11 protein-coding genes and 1 tRNA gene are annotated in these 13,428 nt (G+C 36.2%); 8 read left to right on the forward strand and 4 right to left on the reverse strand.

The window, feature by feature from the left end; translation table 11 throughout:
* Window positions 1–150: 150 nt before the first annotated feature.
* From H3R28_RS01940 to H3R28_RS01950, 3 genes are all read left to right on the forward strand, one after another.
* Window positions 151–1,038, forward strand: coding sequence for a LysR family transcriptional regulator (locus tag H3R28_RS01940; RefSeq protein WP_198209090.1), 888 nt, complete (start codon window positions 151–153; stop codon window positions 1,036–1,038).
* 107 nt (window positions 1,039–1,145) lie between these two features.
* Window positions 1,146–1,622 (forward strand): hypothetical protein, encoded by a 477-nt coding sequence (locus H3R28_RS01945; RefSeq protein WP_198209088.1) that lies wholly within the window; start codon window positions 1,146–1,148, stop codon window positions 1,620–1,622.
* 15 nt (window positions 1,623–1,637) lie between these two features.
* Window positions 1,638–2,093, forward strand: coding sequence for a DUF805 domain-containing protein (locus H3R28_RS01950; protein ID WP_155567073.1), 456 nt, complete (start codon window positions 1,638–1,640; stop codon window positions 2,091–2,093).
* 19 nt (window positions 2,094–2,112) lie between these two features.
* On the opposite strand, the gene H3R28_RS01955 is transcribed toward H3R28_RS01950, so the two are convergent.
* Complete coding sequence (locus tag H3R28_RS01955; protein WP_155567072.1) at window positions 2,113–3,066, reverse strand: hypothetical protein; 954 nt, start codon at window positions 3,064–3,066, stop codon at window positions 2,113–2,115.
* Window positions 3,067–3,210: 144 nt separating this feature from the next.
* On the opposite strand from H3R28_RS01955, the gene H3R28_RS01960 reads away from it, so the two are divergent.
* Both H3R28_RS01960 and H3R28_RS01965 read left to right on the forward strand, forming a co-directional pair.
* Window positions 3,211–4,185: a bile acid:sodium symporter family protein gene (locus H3R28_RS01960; RefSeq protein ID WP_198209084.1), complete on the forward strand. Its 975-nt coding sequence runs from the start codon at window positions 3,211–3,213 to the stop codon at window positions 4,183–4,185.
* Between the two features lie 187 nt (window positions 4,186–4,372).
* Window positions 4,373–4,463, forward strand: a tRNA-Ser gene (locus H3R28_RS01965).
* A 44-nt stretch (window positions 4,464–4,507) separates the two neighbouring features.
* Here H3R28_RS01965 and H3R28_RS01970 read toward each other — a convergent pair.
* Window positions 4,508–4,951: a GNAT family N-acetyltransferase gene (locus tag H3R28_RS01970; RefSeq protein WP_198209083.1), complete on the reverse strand. Its 444-nt coding sequence runs from the start codon at window positions 4,949–4,951 to the stop codon at window positions 4,508–4,510.
* Between the two features lie 191 nt (window positions 4,952–5,142).
* Here H3R28_RS01970 and H3R28_RS01975 point away from each other — a divergent pair, with 191 nt between their 5' ends.
* From H3R28_RS01975 to xylB, 3 genes are all read left to right on the forward strand, one after another.
* Entirely contained in the window at window positions 5,143–6,441 is a 1,299-nt protein-coding gene (locus H3R28_RS01975; protein ID WP_198209082.1) for a tetratricopeptide repeat protein, read from the forward strand.
* A gap of 152 nt (window positions 6,442–6,593) precedes the next feature.
* On the forward strand, window positions 6,594–8,561 hold the full coding sequence (locus H3R28_RS01980) for a tetratricopeptide repeat protein (RefSeq protein WP_155566980.1): 1,968 nt from the start codon (window positions 6,594–6,596) through the stop codon (window positions 8,559–8,561).
* Window positions 8,562–8,603: 42 nt separating this feature from the next.
* The gene (gene xylB / locus H3R28_RS01985) at window positions 8,604–10,058 is read left to right on the forward strand and encodes a xylulokinase (protein WP_198209081.1); all 1,455 of its coding nucleotides are present in this window, start codon (window positions 8,604–8,606) and stop codon (window positions 10,056–10,058) included.
* Between the two features lie 69 nt (window positions 10,059–10,127).
* On the opposite strand, the gene H3R28_RS01990 is transcribed toward xylB, so the two are convergent.
* Both H3R28_RS01990 and H3R28_RS01995 read right to left on the reverse strand, forming a co-directional pair.
* A complete protein-coding gene (locus H3R28_RS01990; RefSeq protein WP_198209080.1) occupies window positions 10,128–11,492 on the reverse strand; it encodes an AarF/ABC1/UbiB kinase family protein in 1,365 nt (454 codons plus the stop codon).
* A complete protein-coding gene (locus H3R28_RS01995) occupies window positions 11,493–13,316 on the reverse strand; it encodes a M3 family oligoendopeptidase (RefSeq protein ID WP_198209079.1) in 1,824 nt (607 codons plus the stop codon).
* Between the last annotated feature and the right edge of the window lie 112 nt (window positions 13,317–13,428).

The raw sequence follows: 13,428 nt of genomic DNA on the forward strand, positions 1-13,428 counted from the left end.
TAGAAATGACATTTTGAAGCATTCATGAATTTATTTATTAATAAGACATAATTTATTAAAATCATTGAATATTTTTTAATCCAATGATAATGTTACGTAATTTAAATGTTTTTTTAAGAAATAAATAAGGTTAAGTAGAGAAATTAGATTATGTTGCAAAAAAATGTCAATGATCTTTTGGTTTTTTTAACAATTGCTAAAGAAAGAAGTTTTACAAAGGCAGCATCAAAATTAGGTGTATCCCAATCCGCATTAAGTCATACCATGCGAAATCTTGAAAAAAATCTGGATGTGCAATTATTATCCCGTACTACACGAAGTGTAGAGCCAACCAAGCTTGGTGAGATTTTATTGAAAAATATTGCGCCGAGATTAGAGGAAATTGTTGAAGAGCTTGGCAAGATTATTGATTTGAAAAAAAGGCCTTTTGGAAATATCAATCTTTTAACAGATGAACATGCTGCAAACTTTGTTGTATGGCCTCATTTGCGAAATTTTTTGCGACATTATCCTGATATAAAATTTAATGTAGAGGTTTCCTCCAATCTTCAAAAAGAAATTCATGGAAAATATGATGCAAAAATAAGCCTTGGCGAAGTTGTAGACAAAGATTTCTTATCAATAAAAATTAGCGCACCTGTCCAAATAGCGGTTGTGGCGTCACCATTATATTTACAAGATAAAAAAATTCCAAAAACGCCGGATGATTTGCTCAAACATCAATCTATAAACTACTTTCTTTCTTTTATGCAAAATCAGTATGATTGGGAATTTGTTGTAAAGGGTAATACACAAATAATCCATATGGAAGGTCAATTTTCTTGTAATACCCTAACCCAGGTCATACAGGCCACACTGGATGGTTTTGGTTTTGCCTATATACCCTTGAAAGAGGTTTATCACGCCATTCAGCAAAAACATCTTGTACATGTTTTATCTGAATACTGTCCCTCTTTTTCAGGATATTATCTGAGATACCCCAATCGAAACAATTTTACACAGGCATTTTCTTTGTTATTGCAAAGTTTTGAACATTAAATTTCGCTATTTATATTATTACCTTGCAAATTATAATTGCACTTTTATTTTTTTCAAATTAAATTGATGTAAAAAATATACATATTAATTAATTCAAGAGAAACAAGATGTCAGATTTAATTTTGGCGCGGGCTTTACATGTATTGGCAATTGTAATTTGGATAGGTGGGGTATGTATGGTGACAACGGTTCTTCTACCAACCATTCGTAAAAATTTTTCATCCAGCGAACGATTGTCTATATTTCATCGTATTGAAAGCCGTTTTGCTACACAGGCTCGTTTTACAACTTTGATAGCCGGATTATCCGGGTTTTACATGGTATGGCGAATGCAAATATGGAATCGGTTTGAGCATATAGAATTTTGGTGGATGCATGCCATGTTTTTGGTGTGGTTAATCTTTACAACCATGTTATTTGTAATTGAACCCTTTATACTCAATAAAAAATTAGGGAATAGTGGCCAGCAACAACCCGATAAGGTATATGTTAAGGTTCAGAGATTACACTGGTTTTTATTAATCATCAGTTTCATTGCAATCATTGGTGCAGTCATGGGAAGCCATGGTTTCGCTTTTTTTTGAGAAATAAATAAAATAATGAAGATGCATAATATTCGATTGGGTCGGGTGATTTCAATTTTTATATCGAATTGGTGGGATGCTATACTTCATTATTTTTATTTCAGTGGCAGGACAAGCAGATCAGGTTTTTGGTGTTTTGCAGTTTTAAATAGTCTAATTCTATATTTTTTATTTTGTATAGATGAATATTTTCATTTGATTTACAGAGTGACTTTTCATTATTATTATTGTGATATCCATCTATTTTTTTTAATATATTTTTTATTAACGATCTTTCCATCATTTGTACTGTTCATACGTCGCCTGCATGATCTTAATTTGTCAGGTTGGTGGGTTTTGTTGATGATTATTCCCTTACCCTATCTATACCTCAATTTTTTAATTCAGATTATTTTTCTTGTTATGGCAAGTTTTCCCGGTTCAGAAAATAATCGGTATGGTATCAAGCCCATTAATCAGGTTACTGTTTAATTCATATTCTTTGTTTAAATTACCATACGGGAATGGGAACATTATTAACCTTGAACAGATTTCCCTGCCAGTTTATATCCCATTCAAGATTATTGTTTCCGACAGAACGTCCAGCAAATTTAGCCAAAATCAATGCTGTCTTTAGATTATTTATACGAGTAGAACCACTATTTGCAATCAATTTTTCCATATTGCTTACAGTGATTTTACCTTTTGCTGATTGAAAGTTGAGCTCTCGGTCAAGTAAAGCGTTTCCATACGCAGTAATATGGGTTAAATTGTTCTGTATCATTAAATTATTGATTTTTAATGGTAATGACAGGTCATAAAATTTATCCTCATTATTGCCACTCGCGGCGGCTAAAATTAGGGGATAATATTTTGAAGGGGTATTCAGATTCAAAATGCCTTCTCTTGGAAGGAAAATGTTTGATTTTTGAGAGGGATTTATTTCATTCAGACCTGAAAAAAACAGTTTCAAATTTACATTGTCAGCGATATTTTGAACTTGCAACCGTATTTCATCAGCTTTGTAGGCATTGTTTAAATTTTTTATTAAAATGTTTCGCCATATAATGGTAAGTTGTTCGTTTTGTTTAAGTTGTTTTAATATAGGTGTAATAGAATCAGTATAGTAATTTTTGTTACAGGAATTGATTTGATATTTCAGAAATACGGTCAACAATCCGGTCGATGTGATATTGGTAACTCTTTGCAACTGATCTTTGGACAAGGTTTTACCGCTCTGGTTTACCATTAACTGTTTGCTATTCAGGAAAACATTGGAATTATCCGGAATTTTGACAGTATAATTAGTAACTTGTAAAGAATTGATATGATGATCAACAGTGTCTGATGATATATTTGAACAGTATGAATGCCAAGTTACAGAAGCGAAAGCTACTGCATTATTAAATAGTGAATAAATAAGTATCAGCACGAAAAAAGGCAAAGACTTTAAAAATATACTCATAACCATAGAAACATTTTTCATTTTCAAAAAAGAATTAAACTATATCGATATTAAGAAAGATATTAAAGGGTTATTTACAAAAGATTGAAAATTATAATAGTTGGATAATGATTTGGATCAAAACTAAAAGATTAAGGATTTTCAATGCCGAAATATCTGGACCCGTTTTTAATTTTACTATTAATGACCGTTGCAATGGCAAGCTTTTTTCCATGTCACGGTTCGGGTGTTCTTTTTTTTAACAATCTGGCTGTAATAGCCATTGCTCTTATGTTTTTTTTGCAAGGTGCAAGGTTATCTCGTCAAGCAGTGATTGAGGGTATTTTTCACTGGAGATTACATTTACTAATTTTTGCATGTACGTTTGTCATTTTTCCTATACTGGGATTAGGCTTGCATTATTTATTCCCAAAAATGTTATTGCCTGACTTATGGATGGGCATTCTTTTTTTATGCTGTTTACCATCTACAGTACAATCGTCAATTGCATTTACATCAATCGCAAAAGGAAATGTGCCGGCTGCAATATGTTCAGCTACTGCCTCAAATATTCTGGGAATTTTCATAACTCCTTTTTTGGTTGGATCAATATTTTCAAATCACCATCAGGCTATTTTTTCAAGAGATAATCTTAACATAGTTTACCAATTGTTATTACCCTTTATCATGGGACAGATCCTGCAGCCGTGGATAAGGGAATGGGCATTAAGAAATTCTCGTCTTTTATCCTGTTCTGATCGTGGGTCAATCCTGATTGTTGTTTATACAGCTTTTAGTCAGGCAGTGAATATGGGTTTATGGTACAAATTATCCTTGTATCAGCTTATGAAACTGATTTTAATTGACGTGGTTTTACTAGATACAATTTTAATAATTTCTTTTTTGCTATCGAAACTTTTTAAATTTTGTTGGCAGGACCAAATCAGCATTGTTTTTTGTGGATCAAAAAAATCTCTAGCTTCCGGGGTTCCAATTGCAAACGTGTTATTGCCTCCCTCAATGGTGGGAATGATAATATTGCCTTTAATGATTTTTCATCAAATTCAGCTATTTGTAATTGCGATCATTGCCCAATATTGTAATAAAATATCCGATAAAAAGAAGGTTTATAAAACATAATCAAGAAATACCTGATATGTTTGTCACTCTATCAAAGATTTTTGGCGATTTAATGTTTTATTTTATTATTAATCTAAACAAATTAATCTTATAATGAAATTTCATTTTTAAAATCAGTTTTATTAATAAAAGTAAAAAAAATGCTTGCCAAATCCACGTTAAATCATATATGAAGTTTTCATAAGTCGGAGAGGTGGCCGAGTGGTTTAAGGCAGCGGTCTTGAAAACCGCCGTGCGTGAATAGCGTACCGTGGGTTCGAATCCCACCTTCTCCGCCATTCAATAAATTGTTATCCTGTATAGTTGCATATCTTTAGAATAATTATTCAATTGAATTATATTTAAAATTAAAATCTTTCAATGCGATTTGCATTGGAATAAATGGTATGTTTTTTTTAATGAATTTTTCTCCGGACAAATAAAAATCAAATTTTTTATAAAATTCAACCGCGGTTATTCTTGCATTCAGCGTCACAAATTCAATTTTCTTTTGTTTCAGCTCATTAAGAACAGTTGTGAAAAGTTTTGTCCCAATACCTTTTCTTTGAAAAGAGGGGGAAGTTGCAAATTTACGAATTTGATAATTGTTTTGCAATTTTGGATAAATGGAAAAACAGCTGACAACCTGGTTATCAAGAATATATCCAACATGTTTTGAATATTGATCTTCTGGGTCAATACATTCCTCCACTGTTAATGAAGGCCATAAGACTTTCTGTCTGAGAGGAAGACAATCTTCAAGAGAAATTGGTTTAATGTTTTTCATGATCAAATTTTCTTAAAAATTCAAATTGGATGATTCATAGGAAATATAAAGTTGTTACTGAATAAGAGGCAAGTATTAATTTAGTGTGAACAAGTATTTTCGAATTATAAATAACTAATTTTACTATTGATTATCTTCGTTTTCAGAATTATTTTGGATCTAAACATTCAATTTGAATCGATAGGGTTCATATGATTTTTTTTATAATTATTCTTTTATGTACAGGTTTCATTGCATTATTTTATATAATCAATAAATCCAATAATAAAAAAAATCATCGGATACAAACTGAAACTTCACCTGCAATACGAAACAATCCTGTTGATATAGGTTTAATGTATTTTAACGGGGATGGTGTTTCACAAGATTACAAACAAGCCTTGGAATATTTTGAAAAAGCTGCTGCATCGGGATATGCGCAAGGTATTTTGTATAAGGCTATAATTTATTACGAGGGCTTGGGTGTTAAAGCTGACGTTGAAAAAGCTTTTGAATTGTTTGAAAACGCGGCCCAAAAAGGTAATACAAAGGCAATGATGATACTGGGGCAGATTTATATGGATGCCCAAATTGTCGAGCAAAATTATCAAAAGGCCAATGAATATTTTTTAATGGCCGCCCGTCAGGGTGAGGGTGAGGCTTTATTCAATCTAGGTTTAATCTATCTTGATGGTAAGGGTGTTGATAAGGATTATAGTAAAGCAAGAGTTTATTTCGAACAGGCCGCCCAAAAAGGTAATATGGAGGCAAAAACTAATCTGGCGTTCATCTATATGAATGGTCAAGGTGTTTCGAGGGATCTTGAAAAAGCACGTGAATATTTTGAACTGTCTGCTAATCAGGGAGATCGTAAAGCGGAATATAATCTAGCTTTGATGTATTGGAATGGTGAAGGTGGAGAAAAAAATACTAATAAAGCCAGAGGATATTTTGAGAAAGCCGCCTATCAGGATGACGTTGAGGCACAATATTTTGTAGCCAATCTGTACTTTACTGGAAATACGGTCGAATTAGATTATAAGAGGGCTTTCAGCTTTTATAACAAGGCCGCGATGCAGGGTTACGTCAAGGCGCAATTCATGCTTGGACAAATGTATGAGGAGGGTAAGAGTGTCCTCCAGAATATTGACAAAGCCGTGTATTGGTATGAACAGGCAGCCGATCAAAATGATATGAATGCTCAATATAATTTGGGATATCTTTATTTAACTGGAAAGACATCAAGAATAAATCTTCAAAAGGCCTATGATTATTTTAAAAAAGCTGCGGAACAAGGTTATGTTTTGGCTCAATTTAATTTGGGAGTCATGTATTATAAGGGAGATGGTGTTATCCAGGATAATCATAAGGCTGCGGCATGGTTTCAAAAAGCTGCCGATCAAAATCATAAAAAATCACAGTTAATCCTTGGAAAAATGTATTTAGAGGGAAGAGGAATACCTCACGATCATCAAAAAGGGATGGAGCTAATTCGATTAAGCGAAACATGATATCTGTAACTGGTATATTTCATTATCAGGTTTTAAGATGAGATAAAGCGGGATACCAGTCTGTAATAAATTGATTTGTTAAGTTTATTTTATCGATTAAATTCTTTATAATTCAGCCTTAATTCATTTTCTTTTTTGTTATTGTTGGGTTTATGTCCAGATCTAAGATTGCCTTTATCGGTAAAAGTGCAGCAGTAATTTGCATAATTTTTGTGTTTTTGTGCATCTGTTTCTATAAAACGATTCGTCAGGGATTTATTGAGGCACAATTTAATCGTGCAAATCTTTATATGCAGGGTGAGGGTACGTCTCAGAACTATAAAAAAGCACGTGAATATTTTGAGCAATCAGCTGAGGCGGGAAATGTCGAGGCTCAATATATGCTGGGTGTGATGTATGAATATGGCGAAAACACCGAGCAGAATTATCAAAAAGCTATTCAGTTATATCGCAAGGCAGCCCGTCACGGATATGTAAAGGCCCAATATGTACTTGGCAATATGTACAAGAATGGCAAAGGGGTAAAAAAAGATCTTTCACGTGCAATTCGCTGGTATCAAACCGCTGCAGACAAGGGGGAAACAAATGCGCAGTATCAATTGGGTATCATTTATCTTGAGGGAAATGATAGAAATGTAACTAAAGGTATAGAACTGATCAAAAAATCTGCCGATCAGGGAAATATTCATGCCTTGTATTTTCTTGGAAGTCTTTATCTGGAAGGGAAAAATATTACAAAAAGTCCGAAATTGGCTCAACGATGTTTTGAACAGGCCGCCTATAAAGGTTATGCTGACGCCCAATATAAACTTGGCAATATGTATGAAAACGGGACTGGGGTTGATAAAGAATATTCCAAGGCTCTTTATTGGTATGAAAAAGCCTCGAAAAAGAATGTGACAGCTCAATACAATCTCGCAATGATGTATATGGTGGGTAAAGGGGTTAATCCAAATTCGCAATTGGCATTATCTTTATTGCAGCAGGCTGCTGAAAAAGGATATTCGGAAGCACAATATAAATTGGCGATTTTGTATGAAGAGGGAAAAATTGTTTCCCAGGATTATTCCAAGGCACTGAACTGGTTCAACATGGCGGTCAATTCCGGAAATAATGACGCAATTTATGCCCTAGGGGAATTATATCTGGAAGGAAGAGGGGTTAACAAGGATTTTCAGAAAGCCTTTGACCTTTTTAAAAAAGCGGCACAGGCAGGAGATAGTAAGGCACAATTTCAATTGGCCACTATGTATGAAAAAGGCAGCGGAATTCCGAAAGACCCGTCAGCAGCTGTTGATTGGTATAAAAAATCTGCAATACAGGGGAACGCTCAGGCGCAATTCTATCTGGGTAAATTATATGAACAGGGATTTTTCATAGAAAAAAATTATGATCAGGCCAAATTCTGGTTTGAAAAGGCTGAAGCGCAAAATAATATTCATGCGATCTATACTCTAGGTTTGATGTATGAAACAGGTCAAGGGGTGAAAAGGGATATCAATAAGGCCATTCAATACTATCAAAAGGGTGCAAATCAGGGAGATGCACAAACCCAGTTTGTTTTGGCAGAATTATATAAAAATAATGATCAGATTGACAAGAACTACTCCAAGGCCATTTATTGGTTTAGGGAGGCGGCTGAACAGGGAAAAGTAAAGGCTTATTATAATCTGGGTCAACTTTATGAAAATGGATTGGGGGTTCAAAAAGATGACAGTCAGGCTTTCCAATATTATATGCAAGGCACTGCGGCAGGAGATCTAGATTCCCAATTCATTCTTGCCAAGATGTATTATAAGGGGGTTGGTACAAAAAAAGACGTATCTGAGGCAATTAAACTATTTGATATCTTGGCTAGTAATGGAAATTCCGAAGCGGCCCGTCTTTTGGGACAGATATATCTGACTGGACAGGATGTTAAGAAGGATATTGGCAAGGCAGAATATTATTTGCAAAATTCTGTTAAGGAAGGGAATGCCCAGGCAATGTATAATCTTGGAATGGCTTTTCTGTCTGGTAAGGATTTTCCAAAGAATAAGGGGAAGGCTAAAAAACTTTTGAATGAAAGTTGCAATAAGGGATTTTCAAATTCCTGCGTCACGCTTGGAACAGTCAAATAAGTGATATTATTTTTGTATTATATTTCATTATAAAGGATGGTTATGTATATCGGGATTGACCTTGGAACATCAGGTATTAAAGGTATTTTATTGAATGATAACCATCAGATTGTCGCCAGCCATACTGAAAAACTGAAAGTTTATCGTCCCCATCCCCTTTGGTCAGAACAAAATCCAATTGATTGGTGGGAGGCGACAGACAAGGTTTTTTTGTCACTATCGAGTCAATATTCCTTGAAAGATGTAAAGGCGATAGGGTTGACGGGTCAAATGCATGGGGCAGTTTTGCTGGATAAAAATGGTAAAATATTGCGTCCTGCTATTTTATGGAATGATGGGCGTAGTTATCGGGAGTGTAATGAAATTGAGGAGAATGTACAAAATTCAAGAGAGATAACAGGCAATATACTGATGCCTGGTTTTACTGCACCCAAGATAGCTTGGGTTCGCAAACATGAGCCGGAAGTATATCAACAAATTGATAAAGTCCTATTACCCAAGGATTATCTTCGCTGGTTGATAACGGGAATTTATGCATCTGATATGTCTGATGCATCTGGAACTATGTGGCTTGATGTCAAAAATCGTCAATGGAATGATGATTTATTAAAGGCATGTGGGTTGACGCGAAAAAATATGCCTCAATTGTTTGAAGGCAATCAGGCAACCGGAACGGTTAAACCTGAATTAGCGCAACGATGGGGAATGACTTCAAAAGCTTCGGTTATTGCCGGTGGTGGTGATAATGCCGTTGGAGCAATTGGGGTTGGTATCTGGCGAAAAGGTCAGGCTATGCTTTCTTTGGGAACATCCGGGGTATATTTTGTCGCGAGTGATGGGTTCTTGAATAATTGTAAACAGGCTGTTCACAGTTTCTGTCATGCATTGCCGAACACCTGGCATCTAATGTCTGTTATGCTGAGTGCTGCTTCCTGTTTGGATTGGGCTGCTCGGATTATGGGAATTCAGACAGTGCCTAAATTGCTGGAAATGGCAGGACAGGCCTCTTCAATTCCATCATCCGTTATTTTTCTTCCCTATCTTTCGGGTGAGCGAACGCCTCATAATAATCCCCAGGCAAATGGAATGTTGTTTGGCTTAACCCATCAACATGATCGGAAGGATATAGCCAAGGCAGTAATAGAGGGGGTAAGTTTTGGATTGGCGGAGGGTATGGAAGTTTTACATGCCACGGGTTTAAGGCCAGACCATATCAGTTTGATTGGCGGAGGGGCAAGAAGCTCTTTTTGGCGTCAATTGCTGACTGATATTACAGGAGAAACGTTGCAATATCGTGAAGGTGGAGATGTGGGGCCAGCATTGGGTGCCGCAAGATTGGCAATGTTGAGTTGTCATCCTAATGTAGCATTTGGAGATTTATTGCCAGAACCTTCCATACAGGCAACCTATGTTCCCAATCAATCTGTCAGTGCGCAATATCAAGAAAAATATCAAAAATTCAAAAAATTATATCATGCAGTTAAAGGTTTGTATTAAATCTTTTAACTGCCTGATATCTACAGTGATCTAGCAAATTTTCCATACTAAATCACTGTAGCCGTTATTCTATTCCAAAGGGGGAGGAACACGGGCCAATTCTATTGCCTTTCCCTGTTCCTGATCCAGTTTGTCAACATCAAAATCTGCAATGATTTCCTGAAATAATTGATGCCAGTTTAATTTTGCATTTAATCTTGTAAATAAACTTCCAAGTCCTATCGCAGAACGATCAACCAGAACAAATTCTCGTGGTGGTGTCACTCCCCCAGCCTGTTGAAGCCCTTTATGTACTTTATTGGCCAATTTACGTCCCAAATCCGGATCTGTATCATCTTGTATATAACGGTCTTTATCCTGGGTAAGGGGGGCATAGAGAAAACTTGCCCATTCATTTAGAACAGTCATTGTCTCTTTGGAAATGTTTTTAAATCCCCATGAGGTATAGGCCTGATAGGCTAATTCTTCATTGTTAGTTTCTACGGCATGGCAAAGATCAATAACACCCTTGACAAATTTACCTTGAAAAATTCGTATCGAACCGAAATCAAGAAGACACAGTTGATTTTGATGATTGATAAGAAAATTTCCCATATGCGGGTCACCATGAATGACACCATATTGATAAAAAGGAATATACCAGGCTTTAAAGAGTGCGCGGGCAATATTGTTCCTATGAGCCTGATCTAATTCAGGTGTGATGAGGGATCTTAGATTCTTTCCCTCTATCCAATCCATGGTTATAAGACGTTCAGTGGAAAGATTTTCAATTACATTTGGTATAACTGTTGTGTCATTATTTTTGAGCATATAGGAGAAAAGTCTTAAATTGGCCGCTTCTCTTTTATAATCCAGTTCTTCCTGTAAACGTGTAACAAGTTCTTTGTAAACCTCATCCTGTTTAATTGCATTGTCCAATCGATGGTATAAAGCAATTAATAGACGAAGTTGCTTGAGGTCTGATTCAACAGTGCTAATCATGTCTGGATATTGTAATTTACAGGCAACTTCCCTTCCATCGTGCAATTTTGCCTTGTGGACTTGACCAAGACTGGCTGCGGCGACAGATTCATGTGAAAATTCGTCAAAAGCGGTTTCCCAGTTCGGACCCAATTCTCCCCTCATGCGACGACGGACGAAAGACCATCCCATCGGAGGGGCATTTGATTGTAACTGTGCCAATTCATCGGCATATTCATCAGGCAGGATATTGGGAATGGTACTGATTAATTGCGCCACCTTCATCATGGGGCCTTTGAGATTCCCAAGAATGTTTTTCAACTCTTCTGCATGGGAAGCTTTGTTAATCGGTATTCCCATTTTTTCACCAGCCAACCGTGCGGCAATTCCCCCCACCGCCCGGGTAGAATTGACCATACGTTTCATTCCACTGAATAAACTGGTTTTATCAAGATTATCGTTATTATGCACCATCTAAATTTGTTCCAGTTCATCTATGAAATCATTGATTACATTCAATCCTTTTTGCCAAAAGGCTGGATCAGAGGCATCCAATCCAAAAGGCGCCAAAAGTTCTTTATGACTTTTTGTTCCACCCGCCTTCAGCATTTCAATATAAAGGTCCTGGAAGTCGGGAAACCCTTCCTGATAGACATTATAGAGTGCATTTACCAAACAATCACCAAACGCATAGGCATAAACATAAAAAGGTGTATGGATGAAATGCGGTATATATGTCCAATATGTATTATAGTCTGGTGTAAATTCAAAAGCTGGACCAAGGCTTTTTTGTTGCGTTTCAAGCCAGAACTGACCAATTTGTTCAGGTAAAAGCTCGTTCTCATGTCTGGCTTCGTGAACCTTGCGTTCAAATTGATAAAATGCAATTTGTCTTACTACTGTGTTTAACATATCCTCAACCTTACGGCTTAAGAGAATATGACGATGTCTGGGATCTGTTTGGTTTTTTAAAAGGCTCTGGAAAGTCAGCATTTCTCCGAATACACTGGCTGTTTCAGCAAGGGTCAGCGGTGTATCAGATAGAATATATCCCTGTTTTGCAGCAAGAATCTGGTGAATCCCGTGCCCCAGCTCATGGGCCAATGTCATGACATCTCGGCTGCGACCATGGTAATTAAGAAGAATATAGGGATGAACCGATGGAACAGTGGGATGGGCAAAGGCACCAGAGGATTTCCCGGTACGTAGTGTGGCATCAATCCATGGACTATGTAAAAACTGATCAATCATTTTGCCCAGCCGAGGATCAAATTCATGATACGCTTGATAAACGATTGTCTTCGCGTCTCTCCAGCATATAGGTTGATCATGATCTTCCGGTAAGGGAGCATTACGATCCCAATGATGTAATTTGTCCACACCCAGCCATTTTGCTTTTAAAAGATAGTAACGGTGTGACAGATTTTGATAATTATTGGTAACAGCGGTAACCAGCGCATCAACGACACTGTCTTCAATCTGGTTATCACAATTTCGTTGTGAGTCTGGACGGGAAAAACCACGCCATTGGTCAGAGATTTGCTTATCCTTTACCAACGTATTTGTAATAATCGAGAAAAGTCTCAGATTTCTCGAAAATACCGAACTCAATCCCTGGGCTGCATCTTTTCTTTCTTTTGCCTGTGAAGATGATAATTTATTCAAAGCCTCACCTAAAGAAACGGTTTTATCTTTTAAGGGGATTTCCAGGGTCGCCAATGTTTCGTCATATAATCTTGACCATGCATTGGCTCCCGTAACTGCTTTTTCATGGAAAAGCTTTTCGATTTCATTACTTAACTGATAAGGGCGCAATATACGGATTTTATCAAGAAACGGTTTCCACTGCAGTAATTCGTTGTCTTGCAATTTATTCTTGACATTTTCCTCGCTAAGCTGGTTCAATTCCAAGGTAAAGAAAAGAAACTGCGTGCTTAATCCAGTTATTTTTTCATGGATATCCTGATAAAATTTGGTATTTTGAGAATTGGTCGAATCAGTTGCGAAAATCAGTTGAGCATAAGATCCAATTCTTCCCAATATTTCATTGATTATTTCATAACTTTTAAAAGCATGGTTTAATTCCTGACTTGATGTCTGGTATAAATTTCCCTTCCATTTTTCAGAAAATTGTGTGATGAGGGTTTGAGCTTTTTGCAGATCATTCTTTAATTCTTGACAATCGGGTGATGGGTACAAATCTGTCAGGTCCCAAGAAGGAAGTTGATCCGATTTTTTCTTTTCGGATTTTAGTGTATCATGATTCGGTTGATTGGTGTGATAAGATGAATTAGACATTGTATCTCTGTTTGATTTAAATGAATGATCTTTTATATAAATGGATTTTATCGAATATTTCAGGCGATGAAAACAGACATTTGTTTTTTTGATCTATGAACTGGGATTGTTC

Source organism: Commensalibacter sp. M0268, assembly GCF_016101925.1.
Lineage (GTDB): Bacteria > Pseudomonadota > Alphaproteobacteria > Acetobacterales > Acetobacteraceae > Commensalibacter > Commensalibacter melissae.